Genomic DNA, 24840 nt, shown 5'->3' with positions numbered 1-24840 from the left:
TGAAGCTTTTATTTTTCTCTAAATTGAGTAGGTGTTAATTGTGTTTTATTCTTAAAGAAATTTGAAAAATAAGCATGATCTGCAAATCCCAATTCAAAAGCGATTTCTTTTACGGTTTCGTTTGTTGATTGCAATAGTCTTTTTGCTTCTAAAATGACTCTATTTTGAATCAGTTCAATAGCAGATAAATTTAAATGCTTTTTACTAAGAATGTTAAGATAATTTCCAGTTACATGTAATTTTGATGCGTAAAAAGCTACTGTTTTTTCTTTTTTATAATATTGTTCGATTAAATCTTGAAATTTAACTAATCTCGGATTAGATTGAAATACTTTAGTTTCTTGAATGTTATTTTCAATTTCGGTGCTAATGATGGTTGCAATTACTGAAGCTCTAGCAAAAATCAATTCTTGTAAATAATTTTTAGATTCAATTTCTCTTCGAATTTGATTGAATTCATATTTTAATAATTCAAAATTTTTGTTTGAAATTGAGATAGCTGGATGATTGATGTAGTTGATTGCGGAAAATCTAAAATAAGGAATTAAATGTTCAAAAAATACACGATTTATCATCAATTGATAACCTTTTGAATTCTTCTGAATATTCCATTTATGAACTTGGTCAGGAAATAAAAGATGAATTTGTTTGTCTTCTATTGGATAATTTATGAAATCAATTTCGTGCTCACCAACTGCTTTTTCAAAAAGAATGATAATAAAAAAATCGTGTTTGTGTGGTTTTTCAATATGATTTTCGCCTTCAAGAATATTATATAAGAGTGTGTCATTTCCTGCAGTTTTTTGAGCAATAAATGCTTCAATACCAATATTAGGAAAATCAAGATTTGAAAAAGGCATAATTTTATTTTTTATAAAAATAAGAAAAATGGGTTAATTTCACCAATTTGAATTAACCCATTTTATTGTTTCAAATAAATTTTTGACTTTTATTTGAAGGTAAAATGATTTAATCTTCAATTAAACTATCTAAATGGAAATTGAAAAAAAAACCAACACTTGAAAAACACTGATAAATTTTCATTAATTGTTTTCGTAAATAACTTCTTTGTTCATATAATTCAAAATTCAACTAAAAATTATAAAATTACATTGTGAATTTTATTTCTAACATTGTAAATTTTATAATTAATTGATAAAAAGTGATAATATTTCTAAATATTGAGATGATTTTTATAGCTAAATCGTTGGTTTTTAGTTCTATTTTTGAAAATCATATTAATTTTGTAGATAATGAACATGACAAGGAAAGATTTTTTGAAAAAATCAGGATTAGGAGTTTTGGGAATTGGTTTGGTTGAAGGAATGATGTCAAATCAAAAGACCTTGAATTTTGATAAAAAAAAGCGATTAGAAAATATGAATGAATCAAATTTTAAAATAAAAAATGTATTACTTGAGATAGGTTTTGAGTTTAATGAAAAAGGCCAAGTCGAAGCAACAAAAACGGATTTGTTTACTATTTCAATTTCAGATGGAAAAATTTCTGCAATCGAAAAAAATCAACCAAATGATGCAAATGCTATTGATATGCAAGGTTTGTTAATGTTGCCATCATTTAAAGATATGCATATTCATTTAGATAAAACGTATTTTGGTGGACCTTGGAAAGCTAAAAATACAAATGTTAAAGGAGTTAAAGGTATGATTGAATTTGAGAAAGAGTTACTTCCTAAAATCGCTACAGAAACTACTTTTAGAGCAAATAAAATTATTGATTTATTGCAAACAAATGGCGCTTCATTTACACGAAGTCATATAAATATTGAACCCACTTCTAAATTAGATCGTTTACATGAAATTCAAAAAGTTTTAGAAAATCGTAAAAATGATTTTGAAGCAGAATTGGTCGCTTTTCCTCAACATGGTGTTTATTATACAGATTCTGTTGCTCTTTTAAAAGAAGCTGCGAAATCCGATATAGATTTTATTGGAGGAGTTGATCCTTACACATTAGATGGTTCTATTGAAAAAACAATTGATTTTACTGTTCAGTTGGCTTTGGATCATAACAAAGGAATCGATATGCATTTACATGAAATGAATAAATATGGTTTAGATACGGTTGAATATATCATCAAAAAGGTGAATGAAAATCCAACATTAAAAGGAAAAACTTTTTTGAGTCATTGTTTTATATTGGCTGCTCTCGACAATTTACAACAAGAAAAAATCGCAGATGAATTAGCAAATGCAGGAGTCGGAATTATTTCTACAATTCCTTTTGGAGGAATAACTATGCCAATACCAACTTTATATAAACATGGAGTTACTGTTTACTCAGGGAATGATAGTATTACAGATCACTGGGATTCTTTCGGAACAGGTAGTATGTTACAAAAGGCTAATTTAATGGCGCAACTTTACGGTTATAATTCAGAATTTGGATTGTCTAGATGTTTAAAAATTGCAACAGCAAATAAATTACCATTAAATGATTTGGGCGAACAACAATGGCCTAAAAAATATGATGTTGCCAATTTGGTTTTTGTGGATGCAAGTTGTAGTGCTGAAGCTGTTGCGAGAATATCACCTATCAAAAAGTTAATTCATAAAGGTAAATTTGTTCAGTCAACCTAATAAAACAAAAAGCTTCAAGTAAACTTGAAGCTTTTTGTTTTGTCGGGGTGGCAGGATTCGAACCTGCGACCTCCTGCTCCCAAAGCAGGCGCGATAACCGGGCTACGCTACACCCCGAAGTGGTTATCTGTTTTTGTAATAAGAAGTAATTTGTCGGGGTGGCAGGATTCGAACCTGCGACCTCCTGCTCCCAAAGCAGGCGCGATAACCGGGCTACGCTACACCCCGAAAGCTTCATTATTACGAGTGCAAATTTAAGTCAAAAATTTATATCTGCAAGAAAAATTAAATCTTTTTTTGAAACATTTTTTTAAAACATAGATTTTCAGAATCTTAAAAATTGAATATGTTTAAGGATAATTTTTTTCAATCTTTTAATTGATACAAAATATAGATAAAAAGGTTTGATTTTCTAATTAAATAGCTATTTTTGTTAGAAACAAAGTTTATACAAAACATTAAATAATGTCACAAAATATAGAAAATATTAAATGCTTGATTATTGGATCAGGTCCGGCAGGATATACGGCTGCAATCTATGCTGCTCGCGCAAATATGAATCCGGTTATGTATCAAGGAATGCAACCTGGTGGTCAATTAACAACTACAAATGAAGTGGAAAATTTCCCTGGTTATCCTGATGGCGTTACTGGCCCAGAAATGATGAACCAATTGCAAGCGCAAGCTAAACGTTTCGGAACGGATGTTCGTGATGGTTGGGCTACGAAAGTTGATTTATCTGGGGATGTAAAAAAAGTATGGATTAACGATACCATTGAAATTCACGCACAAACGGTAATTATTTCTACTGGTGCAACTGCAAAATATTTAGGTTTACCTTCAGAACAACATTATTTACAAATGGGTGGTGGTGTATCTGCTTGTGCGGTTTGTGATGGATTCTTTTATAGAAAACAAGATGTAATTATTGTTGGAGCAGGAGATTCTGCATGTGAAGAAGCACATTATTTATCACATTTATGTAATAAAGTTACGATGTTAGTTCGTTCAGAAAAGTTCCGTGCTTCTAAAATTATGGAAGAACGTGTTCGTAATACTGCGAATATCGAAATTTTAATGAATACCGAAATTGACGAAGTTTTAGGTGATGGACAATTGGTTTCTGGTGTTCGAGTGGTTAATAGAGTTTCTGGAGAAAAACAAGAAATCGCTGCAACTGGTGTATTCGTTGCTATTGGTCATAAACCAAATACAGATATTTTTATTGGTCAATTAAATATGGATGAAACAGGTTATTTATTAACTGAAGGAAAAACTTCTAAAACGAATCTTCCGGGGGTTTTTGCTTGTGGAGATGTTCAAGATAAAGATTATCGCCAAGCAATTACCGCTGCAGGTTCTGGTTGTATTGCTGCTTTAGATGCCGAACGTTATTTGGCAAGTAAATAATTCAAAGCGACTTTTTAGTCGCTTTTCTTTTTTGTTTTATGTTAGAAATTAATCAAATATCATTTTCGTATGAAAATGATTCTGTTGTAAATAACGTTAGCTTTTCTGTAGTAAAAGGTCAAATTATTTCGATTATAGGTGCAAGCGGTTCAGGTAAATCGACTTTATTAAAATTGATTTATGGTCTTTTGGATGCTGATTCAGGAAAAATGTTTTGGAATAAAAATCAAATTTTAGGACCTAAGTTTCACTTGGTTCCAGGAATCGATTATATGAAATATTTGGCTCAAGATTTTGATTTAATGCCATTTGTTTCTGTATCTGAAAATGTTGGTCGTTTTCTTTCAAATTTTTATTTAAAAGAAAAATCAGAAAGAATAAACGAACTTTTAGAATTAGTAGAAATGACAGATTTTGCTAATACTAAAGCTAAGTTATTGAGTGGCGGACAAATGCAACGTGTGGCTTTGGCTCGTGTTCTTGCTTTAGAACCTGAAGTGCTTTTGCTTGATGAACCTTTTAGTCATATAGATTCATATCAAAAAAATAGAATTAGTCGACATCTATTTGAATATTGTAAGGAAAAAGGAATAACCGTTTTGTTTACTTCGCATACGCCAGATGAAGCTTTAATGTTTTCGGATGAGATTGTAGTAATGCAAGATGGAAAACTTATTGAAAAAGATATTCCAAACCAGATTTATAATTTTCCAAAAATCGAATATGTTGCTCGATTAACCGGAGATATTAATTTGATTCCTGCTTGTTATTTTGGAAAAAATGATGGTTCAATTTTATATTTGAGACCTCATCAAATTAAAATTATGGAAGAAGGTTTTGAAGCAAAAGTTGAGAAATGTTATTTTAAAGGAAATGGATTTCTTTTAAAAATTAAGTTTCAAGATTTAGAGCTTTTTGTTTTTTCAGATAAAGAATATGATGAGAAAAGTCGTGTTAATGTAGGTATTTGAATGATTTAATTTAACGAAACATTTCGAAAATATTTTTTCCTTGAATTCCAAAAAACGCATCAAATTTTTTAAAGTCGGAAGCTATTTTTTTTCCTGTACTTAAACTACCTACTGATGCTGCAATTGCTCCTCCAAAATATCCACTTATTCCAATAGACATGCAAATTCCTAAAATAACTGTAATGGTTAAAGAAAATTTGATAAAAGTTAATATGTCAAAACCATCATAAATTCCAATCGAGATGATATATGGCGCAATTATAACTAGGTTTACAATCAATAAAATAACACTTGATACAAATACATTGCTTGATGTGTCAAACTTCTCAAATACATCTTCAAATACAACATAAGTGAAAAATATGCCTGCTAAGATGGAGAAGTACACGAATAATCTAATAACGAAAATTTTAAACAGTTCGTTTCGTGGTGGATTTTGAGAGGCTTTTTTTAGATTGAATAATTTTTCTTGCGAATTAAGAAACATCAAAAGCATGAAACTTATAAAACCAAAATCAGCATATAAAACTTTTTTGTCAGTTGAAATTCTAGCTGCATCGTAATATAAATTAAAATCAGCAGCCGGATTATTTGGAAGTATTTTTGTATTGAATTTAAATTGATACAACCAATCGATTAATGGGTCAACCGAAAGTATCAATAAAATGATGGAGGTTAAAACAATGATTCTTAAAATAGCTTTTGTAATTTTCAATTATATAAGTATTTGGTTTTTATAAAGATAAAAAAAAGAGCTCAAATTAATCAAGCTCTTTTTTGGAATATTTTTTTATTTTTCTAATATCGAATAAATTTCAACTTCATCTGGTATAACAACTCCATCGTCATTTAGCAATCTAAGTTTCATTGAATTTGAAGATATTTCGATAATTTTATAAATCATTTTGTAATTATCTTCGGTATCAATTGTTGAGATTGTGTTGTCAGTTTGATTATATGTCCAAGTACCAACAAAGTTTTCTTCAGTACAATTTCCATCTTCTGAATGATAAACTTCATCCTTAGTTCCGTTTGATTTAAAATCAAAAAAATCATAATTGCAATTTTCTATTTTTAAATCTTCTGTTTCTGTTTCACCTTGATAAATAAAAATTTCTGTAACCATATTCCATTTACCAACTAACATCTGAGAAGTTGTAACTTCAGTTTTGGGTTCTGTTGTAGCATTGTCATCACTAGAGCAAGAGGCGATTGCTAAAGTAGAAAGTGCTAAAAAGCTGAATAAAATTTTTTTCATAATCTTGTTTTAAATTTCTTGATTTATCGAGCAAATGTACATTTTTTTAGAAATAAAAGCTAAGATGTAAAAAAAGAACCGACTAATTGGTCGATTCTTAATTTGAATTTATTTTTTATTCTTTAAATGTTCGTCTAAGAATTGTTCTTGTTCCCAAAGTAAATGAAGAATGTTTTCTTTAGCAACATAACTATGACTTTCTTTTGGAAGTAAAACCATACGAACCGGAGCGCCTAATCCTTTTAAAGCTTGGAAATAACGCTCGGTTTGTAATGTAAATGTACCGGGATTATTATCAGCTTCTCCATGAACCAATAACATTGGAGTTTTCATTTTCTCAGCGTTCATAAATGGAGACATCGTATTGTAAACTTCTGGAACTTCCCAGTAATTACGTTGTTCACGCTGGAAACCAAACGGAGTTAACGTTCTGTTGTAAGCACCACTTCTTGCAATTCCACAAGCAAATAAATCTGAATGTGAAAGTAAATTCGCTGTCATAAATGCACCGTATGAATGTCCTCCAACGCCGACTTTAGTTCTGTCTATATAACCTAATTTATCAACTGCATCAATCGCTGCTGCTGCATTATCAACTAATTGCTCAATAAATGTATCGTTTGGTTCTGTTTCTCCTTCACCAATAATCGGGAAAGCAGCATCGTCTAAAACCGCATAACCTTTAGCTGCCCAATAAACGAATGAACCGTAATATGGAAACGTAAATTCGTTTGGATTTGCTGCACTTTGGCCAGCACTGTTTTTATCTTTATATTCTGCAGGATACGCCCAAATTAATAACGGAAGTTTTTCTGTTTTGTTTTTTCGGTCGTAATTTGCTGGTAAATATAAAGTTCCCGAAAGTTCAACACCGTCTTTACGTTTATATTTGATAACTTCTTTATGAACATCTTTAATACTTTCGAACGGATTTTCGTTGAATGTAATTTGTTTTACATCGTTCTTCTTTTTGATGTTTCTGAAATAATAATTCGGATAATCGTTTTTAGATTGAATATTCACTAAAACATTTCCTTTTCCGAAATCAACAATTGAAGAAATTGATTCGATTTTATCAGTATAATTCGATTGATATAAACGTTTTGTTTTTAATGTTTTTAAATCTAAAACATCGATGAACGGAAATTGTCCGTTTGCTGTATGACCCTCACCAACCAAAACCAATTGGTTGTTTTCGATTTGTAAAGTATGTCTTCCAAATTGATTTTTTGTAGTCTGAAAATCTCCTGGGTCAGAATAAATATCTTGTGAGTTTCTATCCCAAATTGTTTTTAATGCGCCTTTTGTTTTTGGATTAAATAAATAGGTTTTTTCATTTCTGGTGTCGTACCATTGGTCGTAAATAATTGCATTTTCGTCGTCTCCCCAAGAAATTCCTGCAAAACGTTGCGGTGTTTTAGTTAACGATTCTGGATTGCTTGTAAACGGAGCAGCCCAAGTGAATAACTCATCTCTAAATTCAACTTTGTTTGCTGGGTCACCTTCATCTAAAGCTTCAACAAAAAATAACGAAGCTGGTTGGTCAGCTCTCCAAGATAAATTTCGTTTCCCAGTTTTAACAGCCATAAAACCTTTCGGCATCACTTCGTTAATTGGCGATTCGTTTACGACTTTAACTTCTTTTCCGTTTGCATCGTAAACAATTGTTTTCATCGGAAAACGGTTTAATGGAACGATGTATGAAAACGGTTTTTCTAAAACGGTTAACATGATGTAATTTCCGTCTGGAGAAAAAGTTTCACCAACAAATAAATCACCCGATTTGAAAAGCTTTTTGTTTCCATTTAAATCGATTTTATATAATTCAGACGTAACAATGTTTTCGAAATTTGTTTCATCTGTTTTATTTTTCAATAAATCTTGATATGTTCTGTTTTGAGAAACGGTTCCAGCTTGACTGACAGAAACAATTGGTCCGTTCGGAATATCTTTTGCAGGGTCAATCAAAGCCGGACGATTTGCAGGTAAAACCTTAATCAATAAATTTTGATTGTCTTTAAACCAAGTAATCGGATTTCCTAAATTCGCATTCAAAACAGCATCGGTTAATTTTGTAGCAGTTGCCGTTTTAATATCTAAAATCCATAATTCATTACCTGAATTGGTTGTGTTTGTAAAGGCAATTCTAGTTTCGTCTGGTGACCAATTTAAATTGCTGATATTTGCATTTGCAGGTAAACCTTTAACTTGTGTTTCGTTTTTATCAGTAACCTTTTTTAATTTAATGTTATTGATAAAAGTAGCCGTGCTGCTAATATTTGTATTCGGATTAATTCTTAAACCTCCTAAACGTAATTCGTCCTGATTTAAATCGTTTAAATTTTTATAGGTATTACGATAGGTTAACAACATCAATTCTTTTTTCGAATCCATCGATACCGACGGAGCTCTTTCAAAATCGGCTAGTTGTAAAATTTCTTTTGATGGTTTTTGGTATGTAACATTTTCTTGTCCAAGCATAGTTGATGTTCCAATCATTAGGGCGATTAATGTTTTAAAATATTTATTCATTTAGTTCTTAGTTAACAGTAATTTTGCTAAATTAGTTGATTATCAATAAAAAGGCAAGTAATCAACATCTATTTACGAAATTTTTAAAAAAGGGTACTGAAAAATGTTAAACCTTTGGATATAAGTGTTGTGCTAATAAGTTTTTATAGTAAATTTGCAAACTAAAAATTTTGAAAATTAATTAAAAAATATATTCCATGTTTCATTCAAAAATTACTGGATTAGGATATTATGTTCCTGAGAATATTGTAACTAATGATGATTTGTCAAAGTTAATGGATACCAACGATGAATGGATTCAAGAACGTACAGGAATTCAAGAAAGAAGACATGTAGCTTTAGAAGAAGATACAACTTCTGGAATGGGTATCAAAGCAGCTAAGGTTGCGATTGAACGTGCTAAAATTGACCCTCAAGATATCGATTTTGTTGTTTTTGCAACTTTAAGTCCAGACTATTATTTCCCAGGACCAGGTGTAATGATTCAGAAAGAATTAGGTTTACGTACCGTTGGAGCTTTAGATATTCGCAACCAATGTTCTGGTTTTATTTACGCGTTGTCTATTGCTGACCAATACATCAAAACTGGAATGTATAAAAATATCTTAATCATTGGTTCAGAAGTTCATTCTAAAGGTTTGGATATGACAACTCGAGGACGTGGTGTTTCTGTAATTTTTGGAGATGGAGCAGGAGCTGCAATCTTATCAAGAGAAGAAGATACAACGAAAGGAGTTTTATCAACACATTTGCATTCAGAAGGTGAACACGCTGAGGAGTTAGCTTTAATTGCGCCAGGTATGGGAAAACGTTGGGTTACTGATATCTTAAAAGACGATAATCCAGACGACGAATCGTATTATCCTTATATGAATGGACAGTTTGTTTTCAAAAATGCTGTGGTTCGTTTTAGTGAAGTAATTAACGAAGGTTTACAAGCAAATAATTTGCAAGTTTCTGATATTAATATGTTGGTTCCGCATCAAGCGAATTTGAGAATCTCACAATTTATTCAAAATAAATTTAAATTGACAGACGACCAAGTTTATAACAACATTCAGAAATACGGAAACACAACAGCGGCTTCTATTCCAATTGCTTTAACTGAAGCTTGGGAACAAGGTAAAATCAAAGAAGGTGATTTAGTTGTTTTAGCTGCATTTGGTAGCGGATTTACTTGGGCAAGTGCTATTATTCGTTGGTAATTTTTAACAAAAGTTTTTGATTTTGTAAGTGTTTTTTCTTAATTTTAGAAAAATAAACTTACGAAATATGAAATTCGATAAAATTAATAATAAAGGTCAAGCTCAGATTTTTGAAAATAAGTTTTTAGAAAGTTTAACAAAAGGACATCCTGCAGTAATTTGGGGGATGTACATTCCAATATTATCCTACAGTTTGTATTATGCATATACAACTGTAGGATTTTCTTTTTTGCAAATATTCGGTATTTTTATCGGAGCGTTATTTTTTTGGACTTTCTTTGAATACTTAGCGCATCGTTATATTTTTCATTATGTAACCGAAAGTTCAAAGCTCGAACGTATTGTTTATATTTTTCACGGCAATCACCATCATTTTCCTAGAGACAAACAACGTTTGTTTATGCCGCCAATTCCAAGTTTAATTTTGGCAACTTTACTATTCGGAATTCAATATTTAATCTTAGGTAATTATGTGTTTGCTTTTTTTCCTGGATTTATGATTGGTTATCTTTTATATGCATCTATGCATTATTTGATTCATGCGATGGCACCACCTTTTAAATTTATGAAACCACTTTGGGATAATCATCATTTGCATCATTATAAAGATGAGGAACTTGGCTTTGGTGTAAGTAACACGTTTTGGGACCGTGTTTTCGGTACGATGTTCGATGTGAAAAAAGTAAAAATAAATAAAGAGAAAGTAAAAGATTTAATGTTTGATAAGTAAGATAGAATTTTAAAATTCGATAAAAAAATGAGTTCGCTTTTGGCGAACTCATTTGATTTTGGATGATTTTTAATATCAGATAACTAATTCAAAATATTAAAAGAAACCTCCTGATTTTTGTACTTCATTATTGTCTCTGTATTTACGTTGTGAAGCTTTTCCTTTTCCAGTTCCGAACATGTAATTGAATCCAACAAACAACGATTGACTTTCCCAAGTAAACTCTCCTTTTTGACGGTAAGGCGAATCTCCAATAAATCCAGCTTTCATCGTGTTGAAAATATCATTAAATCGAATGCTTAAACTTCCTGTATTTTCCCAGAACGCATAACGTAATCCAGCATCGATTTTATACATTTCTTTCATTTCTGCGTTAATTCCTTTAGAATCTCCACGGTAAAATCCGAATAAAGAAGCTCTTAAATTCTGTGTAATTTTAAAATTGTTATTCATTCTTGCGTTAAATACGCCGTTATCAACTTCTCTGTTTTCGAAAATGGCTTGTCCTGTACTTTGGTCTAAAACAGAAACAATTCCTTTTTGAGTTCCAAAATAATATTCAACACTTGGCTGAATATCCCACCATTTTGTGATTTTGTAATTCGCAGAAATTTCTCCACCGTAAGCTGTTGATTGGTCAAAGTTACCATAACTCATAATCATTTTATTTTCTGCAATCGCTTCAGGAGTTGAAGTATCTAAGAAAAATGTTCTTTGAATCGGGTCGTCAATGATTCGGTAATAAGCTCCAGCTGTAACACTTCCTTTAACACCTAAAACTTTTGTATAATTAAATTCGATAGAATTGGTGAATTGAGGTTTTAATTCTGGATTTCCAACCTGAATAACTCTTGGTGTACTGTAATCACGAATCGGACGTGTTTGCCAAACATTTGGACGGTCAACTCTACGACTTGCGCTTAATTGGAAAAAATCGGTTTGTGTTGGTGTATAACTCAAAAACGCAGATGGATAAACAGTTAGATAATCATCATCAAATTTGTCTTTTACATTTGCAATTGTATAATTCGCATTTACGTCATATTTTTCTAAACGCGCTCCCAATTGATAACCCCATTTTTCATATTTTGTTCCGAAGGTTGCATAAGCCGAAGCGATACTTACATCATATGTAAAATCGGTGTTGTTTGCGATGATGTTTGTAGTTGTGTAGGTATTGTCAATATTTGTTTCGCGATATTCAGCACCAACTTCTAGTTTTGATTTGTCACCAATCGGATGCACATAATCTAAATTTGCTTGAACTGCATTAACTTTTACATCGCTGTTGTCGTTATAACTAAATGAGTTTTGATTGGTAATATCAAAATTCCCTGCTTGATTTTGTTTTGTAGTATTGTAATTCACTTCAACATCTAAAACTTGACCTTGTTTTGCGAATAATTTTTTCCAAGCTGCGTTATAAATTTGTGTTTTATCATCTCCTTTATATTGGTCGGTTTGATAAAACGTACTTGCAGTCGGATATAAAATAGTATTATCTACCGTTCCAATTCCGTCAGAATAGGTTTGATTGGTGTAAAAAGAGAAGGTGTTTTTATCGTTAGCATAAACATCAAATCCAACTTTAAAAGTATGAGTTTTATTTTTGTTTACGATGTCAAATAATTGTTGGCTGTTGTCATCTAATTGTGTGATTTCTCCCCAATTATATGTTTTACTGTCATTGTAATTGTAATTTCCAAATACGTTTACTTTTCCTTTTCTTAGGTTTAAATCGATTCCTTGATTAAATTTTGGGACCTTTGCAAAAGTGATGTTTCCGTTGTAACTTCCGTTAAAACCATCTTGCATGTTTTTCTTTAAAACGATATTAATCATTCCCGACATTCCTTCTGGATTGTATTTTGCAGACGGATTTGTAATCAATTCAATTTTATCAATAGAGTTTGATGGAATTTGTTTTAATAAGGTTTTTGGGTCCATTTGTGTAGGCTTTCCGTCGACTAAAACGCGAACGTTTTCGTTTCCTCTCATCGAAATATTTCCATCTTGGTCCACATTTAAAGACGGAATATTATTCATAATTTCCGAAGCAGTTGCACCAGCAGTTGATAAATCTTTTCCGACATGAATCACTTTTCTGTCAACTAATTGTTCGGTAACCGAACGTTCTGCGTCGATAACAATTCCTTCGAGCATTTCTTCGTCAGCAACTAATAAAATTTCGCCTAAATCAATTTTTTTAGAATCATTACTTAAAGTAACTGTATTCGAATACGTAATAAAACCAATGTATTCGATGTTGACTTCGACTTGATTTAACGGAATGTTCTTGATTGTAAAACTTCCTTTTTCGTCAGAAATATCTCCTGTGATAATTTCATCTCCCATTTTAATAGCAATACTTGCATACGGAATGGCTTCTTTACTTTTTTGATCTTTCAAAGTTCCAGAAATGGTTCCAGTATTTTGCGAGAACATAAAACTTGAATACATTAACGATCCAATTATAAGTAGTTTTGTTTTCATAATTTTTTTATTTTTTTGTTTGTATTGCAAGCTACTTTGTATAACAAGATAACAAAACGTAGTTTATGCAATTTTTAGAATTAGTAGCAGTATTTTATTTTTTGTTACATTAAAAAGTAATTATTTTTTAAAAACTTTATTTTGTATATTTAACTTGCTTTAAAATCGTTTCTATTTATGTTGTAAAATAGTATCTTTGCATTCTTAAAATTAAAATTATGTCTTTACAAAATATTTTAACTCCATATATACAACAAGCGGTTCAAAGTTTGTTTGATGTTTCACTTGAAAAAGTTGAATTTCAGGCAACTCGTAAAGATTTTGAAGGAGATGTTACTGTAGTAATTTTTCCGTTATTGAAGTTAATCAAAGGAAATCCGGTTGAAATCGGAAATAAAATCGGGAATTATTTAGTTGAAAATGTTGCTGATGTTTCTAAATTTAGTGTAGTTGCAGGTTTTTTAAATATTGTAATTACAGATACTTTTTATGTAAATCAATTCTCTGAGATAAAAGCAAACGAAATATTTGGTTATGTACAACCAGATGCAAACGGAAATGCGGTTATGGTCGAATATGCTTCGCCAAACACAAATAAACCCTTGCATTTGGGACACGTTCGTAATGTGCTTTTAGGTTATTCGGTAGCGCAAATTATCAAAGCTGCAGGAAAAAAAGTTTATAAAACGCAGGTAATCAACGACCGTGGAATTCATATTTGCAAATCGATGTTGGCTTGGGAAAAATTCGGAAACGGAGAAACTCCTGAATCTACAGGTTTAAAAGGCGATAAGTTAGTTGGTAATTATTATGTGAAATTCGAAAATGAATTACGTTCTCAAGCAAAGCCAATTTTTGAGAGTTTTTTAAGTGGTGATTTTTCGTTAGATAAAACAAATAAAAAAGAGAAATTAAAAGAACTTATTTCAGAGATAAAACAAAACGAAGGTTTTTATAATTCGGAATTAGAAAAAATTGATTTTAATATTTTAGATAAGGAAAATGTTGATTTATCTGATAAATTAAAAGTTGCTATTGCCGATAAAAAATTAATTTCTTCTGCGTTTTCAGATTTTAGAAAAGCACAATCAGATGATTATCTTAAAAGCAAATCATTTAAAATTATAGATGAACTTTTAAAACCAGTTTTAGTTCTTGCTTCTAAAATCGAAAAAAATCAAGCTGATGTAAATGAAATTGCTCGTAATAGTACTTCGGCAATGCAAGAAGCTCAAGAAATGTTACGTAAATGGGAAGCTGGCGATGAAAAAGTAGTTTCACTTTGGAAGATGATGAATGGTTGGGTTTACAAAGGTTTCGATGTTTCTTACAAAAATATTGGTGTTGATTTTGACTGTAATTATTACGAAAGCAATACCTATTTATTAGGAAAAGATGTTGTTGAAGAAGGTCTAGCAAAAGGTGTTTTCTATAAAAAAGAAGATGGTTCGGTTTGGATTGATTTAACTTCAGATGGATTAGATGAGAAATTAGTACTTCGTTCTGACGGAACTTCGGTTTATATTACGCAAGATATCGGAACAGCGATTCAACGTGTAAAAGATTTTCCTGATGTTGACGGAATGGTTTATACGGTTGGAAATGAACAAGATTACCACTTTAAAGTATTGTTCTTAATTTTAAAGAAATTAGGATTTGATTGGGCAGAGAACTTATTCCATTTATCTTACGGAATGGTTGATTTACCATCAGGAAAAATGAAATCTCGTGAAGGAACTGTTGTAGATGCCGATGATTTAATGGCGGATATGACAAAAACAGCTCGCGAAATTTCTGAAGAATTAGGTAAATTAGAAGGTTATTCAGAAACCGAAAAAGAAGAATTGTATCGTATTATTGGTTTAGGTGCTTTAAAATATTACATTTTAAAAGTTGACCCTAAAAAACGTATTTTATTTGACCCGAAAGAATCTGTTGATTTTGCTGGGAACACAGGTCCGTTTATTCAATATACGTATGCACGTATTCAATCGATTTTACGTAAAGCAGATTTTGATTACAACGTAAATGTTGAGGTTACAGAATTACATGAAAAAGAAAAAGAATTATTGAAAATCGTTGCGCAATTCCCTGAAGTAATTCAGCAAGCAGCTAAAGCGTTCTCACCTGCGTTGATTGCAAATTACACCTACGATTTGGTTAAAGAATATAATTCATTTTACCAATCGGTTTCCATTCTTGGAGAAGAGGATGAAACCAAGAAAATTTTCAGAGTTCAATTATCAAATAAAGTAGCACAAACTGTAAAGAATGCTTTCCAATTACTTGGAATAGAGGTTCCGAATAGAATGTAATTTTCGGATTTTTATTTATATAAAGAAGTGAATCAAAATAAAAATTATTTTATTCAAACATACGCAATTATGGTTTTATCTGTAGTTGCTTTTGTTTTTATTAAACCTTTTTTGCCAACCAAGCTTTTTCCTGTGGTCGATGCCAATATGAAAAACATTGTTGTTGATAGTTTAATGCTCGAAGCGCTTGCAGAAGATGCTCAAATAACTGAAGATAGTGGAATTAATGATTCGTTAGAAACATTCGATTTCCATGAATCTGATTATGTCGGATACCAACATTTAATTCCATTTTTCGAAAAATTACAAGAGTTAGAAACAAATGGAAAAGGAAAAATTCGAATTGCTTTTTTTGGTGATTCGATGAATGATGGCGATATGATTGTAAAAGATTTTAGAGCGAATTTTCAAGACCGTTTTGGTGGTGAAGGTGTTGGATTTGTAAACATAACTTCAGAATCAGCAGCTTCACGCGGAACAATCAAACATCAGTTTTCGCCAAAATGGAAATCGTATTCATTTGTAAATACTAAAAACTTAGCTTCAGCTTTCGGAATTAGCGGAAACGTTTTCTTTCCGAAAGATACAGCTGCAACCAATTGGTTGAGTTTAGAAGCTTCCAAAGTAAATCATTTATCAGATTTAAATAACCCGATTCTTTTTTACGGTAAATCCGATGTGTCAAATGGTCAAATTGCGATTATTAGAAATAAAGATACGGTTTATCAAAATTTACGCCCGAATCAATTAGTTAATAAAATTGCTTTAGGAAATACGAGTAAAAAGCTAAAAATCGAATTTAAAAATGCCGGAAATATCCCGTTTTACGGAGTTGATTTTTCTGGTAATTCTGGAGTTTATGTAGATAATTTTTCGAATCGTGGAAATTCGGGATTGCCAATTACAAACATAAAATCAGAAGTTTTATCAAGTTTTAATCAAGATTTAAATTACGATTTAATTGTACTTCAATACGGAACAAATGTTCTAGGTTACGGAACCAAAAATTACAGTTGGTACGAGAAAAAGATGAAAGCAGTTATTGAACATATTCAAAAAGCGATGCCCAATGTTCCTATTTTAATTGTTTCGATTGCCGATAAATCGACCAAATATGATACGCAAATGAAAACCGATTCGGCTGTAATTCCGTTGGTAAAATCGCAATTAAATTATGCAAAACAAGCAAACGTAAGTTTTGTGAATTTATTTCAATTGATGGGCGGCGAAGGTTCGATGGTTAAATGGGTTGAAGAAGAACCGTCAAAAGCCAATAAAGATTATACGCATTTAAACTTTAGAGGTTCAAAATTTGTATCGGATTTAATCTATCAGAAAATCATGTTTGGTTATGATGATTTTACCAAACAAACAACTACAAAACAATAATTAAAATCACTTTTAAAATGAAGAAAACGTTCTATATCGGCTTGATTTTTTTATTGTTTGGCAAAACTATTTTTGCTCAATCGTCAGAAAATAATGTTGTTTCTGAACCAGTTTCAGATTCTATTTCATCAACGATTACAATTTTAAATCCCGAAGTTTTAACTCCGTTTTTTAAACAATTACAAGATTTAGAAACCACAAAGCAAGGAAAAATCCGAATGGTTCAGGTTGGAGATTCGCACATTCAAGCCGATTTTTCCACCAATATCATTAAAGATGTTTTTCAACAAAAATTCGGGAATGGCGGTTTGGGATTTGTTTTTCCGCATCGATTGGTTAAAACAAACGGAACGTCGAAAGTGAATTTTAAATCGAACGCTGCTTTTAGTTCAAGTCGAAATGTGCGTCCGGTAGATGAAAATCCCATCGGAATTTCGGGTTACACCATTTCAACAAATAATAAAAATGCAGTTATCGAAGTCGATATTAAAGAAGAACAAGATTTTGCAAATACAATTAAAATCATCACACCGAATAATATCCCATTTTTTAATATTGGTTTGAGTAACGGAACTAAAATTGCTTTAGAAAAGCAAACGATAAAAGCTAAAAATCATAAAGTTAAAAAAGGAGAAACGCTTTCAAGTATTTCAAGAAAATATGGAGTTTCTGTTGATTTTATCAAAAAACACAACGGTTTAAAATCGAATAATTTAGCAATCGGAAAAAATTTAAAAGTTGGTGAAGAAAAGCAAATTGAAAGCGAAGTTAGTAAGTCAAATTTTGATTTGGTTGCATTAGCACAAAGTAATCAATCGGTCGTTTATCATTCTTCAAAAGTAATTGACGAATTTTATTTGATTGCCGATGAATCTAAATCAGATTATAAGTTAAGTGGCTTACTTTTAGAAAATAATCAACCTGGAATTACTTTTAGCGGAATAGGAGTGAACGGCGCAAAGCTTTCAGATTACAATCAATTTGATTTGTTTTTTGAGCAGATGCAAGTTTTAGAACCTAACTTAATCATCGTAAGTTTAGGAACAAACGAATCTTTTGACCGATTAGCTGCTTCAGATTACATCGCAAATTTGGGAGTTTTTGTATCTAAAATGAAAAAAACAAATCCAAATGCGGCTATTTTAGTTACCACTTCACCGCCATCGACTTTACATAAAAGATATGAAAATACCTACATTTCCGAATATGCAAAAGGAATCATCGACTTTGCAAATACCAATAAAAACATCGCCGTATTTGATTTATACCAAGCTTTTGGTGCAGAAAACGGGGTGAAACAAAACAAACAAAAAAACTTCTTAGCCAAAGATGAGGTTCATTATACCAAAACAGGATATGAAGCACAAGGGCAAATGTTAGCAGATGCACTTTTAAACGCGTACCAAAATTATATATCTAACAAGTAGTTTTTTACTTTATGAAAAATTGGTTTGACCAACACATCATTCCACAATTGGAATTTTTCAATGCCGAAACTGTCGGTTCTTGGTTTACATTTAAGCCAGAAGAACCGATGTTGTTTAACACGGCGCGTTTCTTTGCTATGTTTTTGGTGTTCTACGCCATTTACATTTCATTGCGTAAAACATTTTATCCGCGGTTACTTTATGTGATTTGTTTTTCGTGTTTTTTCTATTATTTATCTAGCGGACCTTTTCTGATTTTAATTTTAGCTTCGTCGTTGTTTGATTATATCGTAACCAAACGTATGTATTACTCGAAGTCTGAAATGACCAAAAAGTTCATTGTTTCACTTAGCGTGATGGTGAACTTAGGTTTGCTGGCTTATTTTAAGTACATGAATTTCTTTATCGATTCGATTAATTCGGTTAGCGAATCGTATATCGAATTTCAGAAAATTGGTTTGCCTGTCGGGATTTCGTTTTTTACGTTTCAATCGATTAGTTATGTGATTGAGATTTATCGTAAAGAAATCAAACCGACAAAAAATTACATCGATTATTTATTTTTTATTTCGTTTTTTCCGCAGTTAGTTGCAGGTCCGATTGTTCGTGCTAAAGATTTTCTTTCTCAAATTTATTCAGATTTAAAAATCACAAAAGAAGATATGAATTACGGAATGCTTTTAATTATCGGTGGATTAATTAAGAAGGTTGTTATTTCAGATTATATTTCGTCAAATTTTGTTGACCGCGTGTACGATTTGCCAAATGCGTATACTTCGTTTGAAAATTTAATGGCAACTTACGGATACGCGATTCAAATTTATTGCGATTTTTCGGGATATTCAGATATGGCAATTGGTATTGCTTTGTTGTTAGGATTTAAACTTCCAACCAATTTCAGAACGCCGTATCAATCCAAATCAATTACCGAATTTTGGCGTCGTTGGCACATTTCGTTATCTACTTGGTTAAAAGATTTCTTATACATTTCGGTAGGAGGAAACCGTAAAGGAACCTTTGCAGGATTTTTGTTTCCTGCTTTGTTTTTCATTGCTTTGTTTGTTTGGGGAGTTTATATGTATCCAACCTCTTACGTTCCACTAATTATTGCTTCGGCTTCGTTTTTAGTGTTTGTTTTTTCGTTTTTATTTTCAAAAGACAAGAAGAAAACGATGTACACCGATGTTAATTTAATGACCACAATGTTACTTGGCGGATTATGGCACGGCGCAAGTTTACGTTTTATTGTTTGGGGAGCCTTACACGGAGGCGCTTTAGCAGTGCATAAATTGTTTATGGAATACTTTCCAGATAATGGTAAAAAATCCTTTTTCAAAAGTATTTGGGATGTATTTGCTGTTATTCTAACGTTTCATTTTGTAACGTTTTGTTGGATATTTTTTAGAGCAAAAGATTTTCCTACCGCTTTAGATGTGATTAATAATATTGGAAATCTAACTTTTGATTTCAATCAATGGTATATTATTTATCAAGGTTATACCAATGTATTTTTGGTGATGTTATTCGGATTGGTTTGGCATTTTATTCCTGAAGCTTGGATGAAGAAAGTGCAAAACATATTTATTGTGATGCCTCTTGTTGGGAAAGCAATTATTCTAGCTTTGGTTTATTGGTTGGTTTTTGCCACCGCACAAGAAGGTCCGCAACCGTTTATTTATTTTCAGTTTTAGAGTTCTAATTTAACCACTCAAATACGAGTGGTTTTTTTATATGTGAAAATTAACAAACTTTTGTAAAATTAAATTGCACTCAATTTAATTTTGTAATCTACATTTGTAGTATAAATAAATACCATGGAAGATTATTTAAAAATATCAAACCAATTGTGTTTTCCGATTTATGCATTGTCTAAAGAAATCACAAATCAATACCGACCTTTATTAGAAAAGTTAGATTTAACCTATCCACAATATTTAGTAATGTTGGTTTTATGGGAACATCAAAAATTTAGTGTCAAAGCGATTGGTGAAAAATTACATTTAGACAGCGGAACTTTAACGCCTTTACTAAAACGTTTAGAAATAAAAGAAATAGTTAAACGCGAAAGATGTAAACACGACGAACGTATTGTCGAAGTTAGTTTAACTGAAAAAGGAAATGCTTTAAAAACAGATGCAGCTTGTATTCCAGTTCAATTAATGGAAAAAGTGCAATTGTCTACAATTGAAATCGAACAGTTAAAAATTATTATAAATAAAATTTTAAATACCATATAAAATGAAAACATTATATACAACTGCAGCAACTGCAACAGGAGGAAGAAACGGGAAAGTAGTTTCAGAAAACGGAGTTTTAAATATTGAAGTAAAAATGCCTAAAGGGTTAGGTGGTTTAAACGACGACTTTTTAAATCCAGAAATGCTTTTCGCTGGCGGTTACGCCGCTTGTTTTGATAGCGCTTTGAACATGATTATCAAAATGGAGAAAATTAAAACTGGGATGACTTCTGTAACAGCCAATGTTGCAATCGGTCAAAATGAAGCTGGTGGATTTGGTTTGGCCGCAGAATTACATGCAAATATTCCTGGTGTTACAATTGAAGAAGCGCAAACTTTAACAGAAAAAGCGCACGCAGTTTGTCCATATTCAAATGCAACTCGCGGAAATATCGAAATTAAATTAACAGTTTCAAATAACGACTAATTATGAGTTTAATTGAAAATTTAAATTGGAGATATGCGGTTAAAGCTTACGACCCAACAAAAAAAGTAAGTCAAGAAAATATCAACAAAATTGTAGAAGCAGCTCGTTTAGCTCCGACTTCATCCGGATTACAACCTTTTAAAGTTATTGTGGTTCAAAATCAAGATGTAAAAGAAAAATTGGTTCAAGGTGCGTTGAATCCTGAATGTATGCGAGATTGTTCTCATGTTTTGATTTTTGCAGCTTGGGACCGTTATACAGAAAAACGTATCGATGATATTTATGATTTAACGACAGATGAACGTGGTTTGCCACGTGGACGATTTGATAGTTACACAGATAAATTAAAAGAAATTTATTTGAATCAAACAGCCGAAGAAAATCATGCACATATTGCACGTCAAACTTATATTGCTTTAGGAATGGCTTTGGCACAAGCTGCCGAACTTAAAATTGGTTCAACACCAGTTGAAGGTTTTAATAATGCAGTGGTTGACGAAGTTTTAAATTTAAGTTCATTAGGCTTAAAAAGCGTTTCGTTAATGTATGTCGGATATTCAGACGAACAAATCGATTGGTTAAGATCGATGAAAAAAGTCCGTAATCCAAAATCAGATTTTGTAATCGAAATCTAAAATAAAATCAAAAGAGCTATTTCTAATTTAACGGAATAGCTTTTTTATTGAATTTAAATCACAAATGCAAATTTAATCTTACATAAGCATTTGACACTTCGGCTATAATTTTATATATTTGCAGCTTAGTTTAAAAAGATAACTGTATGTTCGATAATTTAAGTGATAAACTAGATAAAGCTCTACATATATTAAAAGGTCACGGTAAAATTACTGAGGTAAATGTTGCCGATACTTTAAAAGAAGTGCGTCGTGCCTTATTAGATGCCGATGTTAACTTTAAAATTGCGAAAGATTTTACCACTCGTGTAAAAGAAAAAGCAATTGGTCAAGACGTATTAACTACGTTACAGCCAGGGCAATTAATGGTTAAAATCGTTAAAGATGAATTAACAGAATTAATGGGTGGAGATGCTGCTGGTGTAAACTTGTCTGGTAATCCGTCGGTTATTTTGATGTCTGGTTTACAAGGTTCGGGTAAAACAACGTTCTCTGGTAAATTAGCAAACTTCCTTAAAACAAAGAAAAACAAGAAACCTTTATTGGTTGCCTGTGATATTTATCGTCCGGCTGCGATTAATCAGTTACACGTAGTTGGAGACCAAATTGGTGTAGAAGTTTATTCTGAACCAGATAATAAAAATGCAGTTTCAATTGCTGCCAATGCAATTGCTTACGCAAAGCAAAACGGATTCAACGTTGTTATTGTCGATACGGCTGGTCGTTTAGCTATCGATGAAGAAATGATGAACGAGATTGCAAACGTTCATGCAGCAATCAAACCACAAGAAACGTTGTTTGTTGTTGATGCCATGACAGGTCAAGATGCGGTTAATACTGCTAAAGCTTTCAACGACCGTTTGGATTTTGATGGAGTTATTCTTACAAAATTAGATGGTGATACTCGTGGTGGAGCTGCTATTTCTATTAAATCAATCGTAAACAAACCGATTAAATTTATTGGAACAGGCGAGAAGATGGATGCGATTGATGTATTCTATCCAGATCGTATGGCAGATCGTATTTTAGGAATGGGTGACGTTATCTCGTTAGTAGAACGTGCTCAAGAACAATACGACGAAGAAGAAGCTCGAAAGCTTCAAAAGAAAATTGCTAAAAACGAATTTGGTTTTGACGATTTCTTATCGCAAATTCAACAAGTGAAAAAAATGGGATCGATGAAAGATCTTGTTGGGATGATTCCTGGTGTTGGAAAAGCATTAAAAGATGTTGAAATTGAAGACGACGCTTTTAAACATATCGAAGCTATCATACATTCGATGACTCCGGCTGAAAGAGCAAAACCTACATTATTAGATGCCAAACGTAAATTACGTGTAGCAAAAGGTTCTGGAACGGATATCAATCAAGTAAATCAATTGCTTAAACAGTTCGACCAAATGAGCAAAATGATGAAGATGATGCAAGGTGCAAAAGGTAAAAACCTAATGCGAATGATGGGCGGAATGAACGGAATGCGCTAAAAAATATTAAGGGATTAAATTTCATTGAAGTTTAATCCTTTACATTTATATAAAAACAACAACAACACAATTAAGAATGCAACTACTAGACGGAAAAAAAGTTTCGGAAGAAATCAAAAATGAGATTGCTATTGATGTAGCAAAAATGAAAGAACGTGGTGAAAAAGTACCGCACTTAGCTGCTATTTTGGTAGGAAGTAATGGTGCAAGTTTAACTTACGTTGGAAGTAAAGTGAAAGCTTGTGAAAAAGTAGGTTTCGATTCAACTTTGGTTTCTATGCCAGTTGAAACAACTGAAGAGGAATTATTGGCTAAAATTGATGAATTGAATAACAATGACGATATCGACGGATTTATTGTTCAATTGCCATTGCCAAAACACATTGATGAGCAAAAAGTTTTAAATGCTGTAAATCCAGATAAAGATGTTGATGGTTTCCATCCAGAAAACTTCGGAAGAATGGCTTTGGAATTAGAATCTTTTATTCCTGCAACGCCTTTCGGAATTTTACAATTATTAGAGCGTAACAAAATCGAAACAAAAGGTAAAAAAGTTGTTGTAATTGGTCGTTCTAATATCGTTGGAAAACCAATGAGTTTATTGATGAGTCGTAAAGCTTATCCAGGAAATGCAACCGTAACGTTAACGCATTCGGCAACTCAAAACATCGAAGAGATTACACGAGAAGCAGATATCGTTATCACAGCTTTAGGTGTTCCAGAATTCTTAAAAGCAAATATGATTAAAGACGGAGCTGTAATTGTTGACGTTGGAATTACACGCGTTACTGACGAAAACCATCCAAAAGGTTATGTAATTAAAGGTGATGTTGCTTTTGACGAAGTAGCAGAAAAAGCATCTTGGATTACACCAGTTCCAGGTGGAGTAGGACCAATGACCATTGCTATGTTAATGAAAAACACTTTAATAGCGAGAGAGCGTAGCGCAAATAAATAATTTTCGATTTTATAATTAAAACCATCTCAGTCCGAGGTGGTTTTTTTTGTAAATTGAAATCAGAATTAATTTTTATGAAAAATAAACTTTTAGTAGGAATTTGTTTCCTACTTTCATTGTTCTCGGTGGCTCAAACCAATCAATTGCTCTTCAAAACATCTTACGGAAATTTCAAAGTGGTTTTGTATGATTTTACACCCAAACATCGCGATTTAATTTTAGATGCAATTAAAGATGAGGTTTATCAAGAAGCTTTTTTTAATCGTATAATCGAAAACTTTGTTGTTCAAGGTGGTGAACATGATAATGATATTGCCGAGCGTGAAACTAATTTACCTTTAGAAAGTAGATTAAGATTATTGCCAGAGTTTGATGAACGAGCATTTCATAAATTGGGTGCTTTAGGTGCCGGAAGAGATGAAAATGTGGATAAAGCGTCATTTTTAAATCAAATTTATTTTGTAGTTGGTAAACCTGTAAATATTACTGATTTAGAAAAAATAGAACATCAAAAAAATATAAAATTTACCGAACAACAAATTCAAACATATTTAACTCAAGGCGGTTTACCACGTTTAGATTATGATTATACCGTTTTTGGTGAAGTTATAGAAGGTTTGGAAGTTTTATTAAAAATTAGTAAAGTAGCTGTTAATAACGAAGATTATCCTATAGACGATGTGAGTTTTAGAATTAATGTTTTAAAATAGTTTGTGTTTTTGTTAAAAATAATAAATTTATTTTTTTACTTTAGGATTCTAATTAATAC

At 31.7% G+C, this 24840-nt stretch carries 19 protein-coding genes, 2 tRNA genes and 2 pseudogenes; 16 read left to right on the top strand and 7 right to left on the bottom strand.

Translation table 11 applies throughout. The features are described from left to right. Window positions 1–8 precede the first annotated feature (8 nt). Window positions 9–860: a helix-turn-helix domain-containing protein gene (locus HW119_RS01905; RefSeq protein WP_177761009.1), complete on the bottom strand. Its 852-nt coding sequence runs from the start codon at window positions 858–860 to the stop codon at window positions 9–11. 393 nt (window positions 861–1253) lie between these two features. On the opposite strand from HW119_RS01905, the gene HW119_RS01900 reads away from it, so the two are divergent. Continuing rightward, window positions 1254–2600 (top strand): amidohydrolase, encoded by a 1347-nt coding sequence (locus HW119_RS01900; RefSeq protein WP_177761008.1) that lies wholly within the window; start codon window positions 1254–1256, stop codon window positions 2598–2600. A 42-nt stretch (window positions 2601–2642) separates the two neighbouring features. Here HW119_RS01900 and HW119_RS01895 read toward each other — a convergent pair. Continuing rightward, window positions 2643–2717 (bottom strand) — tRNA-Pro (locus HW119_RS01895). A 36-nt stretch (window positions 2718–2753) separates the two neighbouring features. Next, window positions 2754–2828, bottom strand: a tRNA-Pro gene (locus tag HW119_RS01890). Window positions 2829–3065: 237 nt separating this feature from the next. Between HW119_RS01890 and trxB the strand changes: the two genes are divergently transcribed. Together trxB and HW119_RS01880 are read left to right on the top strand one after the other, a co-directional pair. Further along, window positions 3066–4010, top strand: a complete 945-nt coding sequence (gene trxB / locus HW119_RS01885; protein WP_177761007.1) for a thioredoxin-disulfide reductase — start codon at window positions 3066–3068, stop codon at window positions 4008–4010. Between the two features lie 38 nt (window positions 4011–4048). Next, window positions 4049–4981, top strand: a complete 933-nt coding sequence (locus HW119_RS01880; RefSeq protein ID WP_177761006.1) for an ABC transporter ATP-binding protein — start codon at window positions 4049–4051, stop codon at window positions 4979–4981. Between the two features lie 10 nt (window positions 4982–4991). On the opposite strand, the gene HW119_RS01875 is transcribed toward HW119_RS01880, so the two are convergent. From HW119_RS01875 to HW119_RS01865, 3 genes are all read right to left on the bottom strand, one after another. After that, on the bottom strand, window positions 4992–5696 hold the full coding sequence (locus HW119_RS01875) for a hypothetical protein (RefSeq protein WP_177761005.1): 705 nt from the start codon (window positions 5694–5696) through the stop codon (window positions 4992–4994). Between the two features lie 75 nt (window positions 5697–5771). Next, window positions 5772–6239, bottom strand: a complete 468-nt coding sequence (locus HW119_RS01870; protein WP_177761004.1) for a lipocalin family protein — start codon at window positions 6237–6239, stop codon at window positions 5772–5774. Window positions 6240–6347: 108 nt separating this feature from the next. Beyond that, the gene (locus HW119_RS01865) at window positions 6348–8771 is read right to left on the bottom strand and encodes a prolyl oligopeptidase family serine peptidase (RefSeq protein WP_255497950.1); all 2424 of its coding nucleotides are present in this window, start codon (window positions 8769–8771) and stop codon (window positions 6348–6350) included. A gap of 197 nt (window positions 8772–8968) precedes the next feature. Between HW119_RS01865 and HW119_RS01860 the strand changes: the two genes are divergently transcribed. After that, window positions 8969–9976, top strand: coding sequence for a 3-oxoacyl-ACP synthase III family protein (locus tag HW119_RS01860; protein WP_177761003.1), 1008 nt, complete (start codon window positions 8969–8971; stop codon window positions 9974–9976). 67 nt (window positions 9977–10043) lie between these two features. Continuing rightward, window positions 10044–10706: a sterol desaturase family protein gene (locus HW119_RS01855; RefSeq protein WP_177761002.1), complete on the top strand. Its 663-nt coding sequence runs from the start codon at window positions 10044–10046 to the stop codon at window positions 10704–10706. A gap of 96 nt (window positions 10707–10802) precedes the next feature. Here the strand turns inward: HW119_RS01855 and HW119_RS01850 are convergent, their stop codons facing one another. Further along, window positions 10803–13199: an outer membrane beta-barrel family protein gene (locus HW119_RS01850; protein ID WP_177761001.1), complete on the bottom strand. Its 2397-nt coding sequence runs from the start codon at window positions 13197–13199 to the stop codon at window positions 10803–10805. 218 nt (window positions 13200–13417) lie between these two features. Here HW119_RS01850 and argS (HW119_RS16835) point away from each other — a divergent pair. From argS (HW119_RS16835) to HW119_RS01800, 11 genes and pseudogenes are all read left to right on the top strand, one after another. Then, window positions 13418–14062, top strand: a pseudogene (gene argS, locus HW119_RS16835) (arginine--tRNA ligase); the annotation flags it as partial. Between the two features lie 294 nt (window positions 14063–14356). Next, window positions 14357–15514: pseudogene (gene argS, locus HW119_RS01845) on the top strand (arginine--tRNA ligase); the annotation flags it as partial. 27 nt (window positions 15515–15541) lie between these two features. Next, on the top strand, window positions 15542–16903 hold the full coding sequence (locus tag HW119_RS01840; RefSeq protein ID WP_177760999.1) for a GDSL-type esterase/lipase family protein: 1362 nt from the start codon (window positions 15542–15544) through the stop codon (window positions 16901–16903). A gap of 17 nt (window positions 16904–16920) precedes the next feature. After that, entirely contained in the window at window positions 16921–18330 is a 1410-nt protein-coding gene (locus HW119_RS01835) for a LysM peptidoglycan-binding domain-containing protein (RefSeq protein ID WP_177760998.1), read from the top strand. An 11-nt stretch (window positions 18331–18341) separates the two neighbouring features. Next, window positions 18342–20021, top strand: coding sequence for an MBOAT family O-acyltransferase (locus HW119_RS01830; RefSeq protein ID WP_177760997.1), 1680 nt, complete (start codon window positions 18342–18344; stop codon window positions 20019–20021). 123 nt (window positions 20022–20144) lie between these two features. Continuing rightward, window positions 20145–20567 (top strand): MarR family winged helix-turn-helix transcriptional regulator, encoded by a 423-nt coding sequence (locus tag HW119_RS01825; RefSeq protein WP_177760996.1) that lies wholly within the window; start codon window positions 20145–20147, stop codon window positions 20565–20567. 1 nt (window position 20568) lies between these two features. After that, entirely contained in the window at window positions 20569–20994 is a 426-nt protein-coding gene (locus HW119_RS01820) for an organic hydroperoxide resistance protein (RefSeq protein ID WP_177760995.1), read from the top strand. 2 nt (window positions 20995–20996) lie between these two features. Beyond that, window positions 20997–21629, top strand: coding sequence for an NAD(P)H-dependent oxidoreductase (locus HW119_RS01815; protein WP_177760994.1), 633 nt, complete (start codon window positions 20997–20999; stop codon window positions 21627–21629). Window positions 21630–21775: 146 nt separating this feature from the next. Then, window positions 21776–23113 carry a signal recognition particle protein gene (gene ffh, locus HW119_RS01810; protein ID WP_177760993.1) on the top strand — a complete coding sequence of 446 codons (1338 nt, stop codon included), beginning with the start codon at window positions 21776–21778 and terminating at the stop codon, window positions 23111–23113. 76 nt (window positions 23114–23189) lie between these two features. After that, window positions 23190–24071: a bifunctional 5,10-methylenetetrahydrofolate dehydrogenase/5,10-methenyltetrahydrofolate cyclohydrolase gene (locus tag HW119_RS01805; protein WP_177760992.1), complete on the top strand. Its 882-nt coding sequence runs from the start codon at window positions 23190–23192 to the stop codon at window positions 24069–24071. Between the two features lie 74 nt (window positions 24072–24145). Next, a complete protein-coding gene (locus tag HW119_RS01800) occupies window positions 24146–24781 on the top strand; it encodes a peptidylprolyl isomerase (protein WP_177760991.1) in 636 nt (211 codons plus the stop codon). The last annotated feature ends 59 nt before the right edge of the window (window positions 24782–24840 follow it).

The sequence above is a fragment of the Flavobacterium sp. I3-2 genome, from assembly GCF_013389595.1.
Taxonomy (GTDB): Bacteria; Bacteroidota; Bacteroidia; order Flavobacteriales; family Flavobacteriaceae; genus Flavobacterium.
This window is presented reverse-complemented; position numbering and strand designations above follow the sequence as displayed.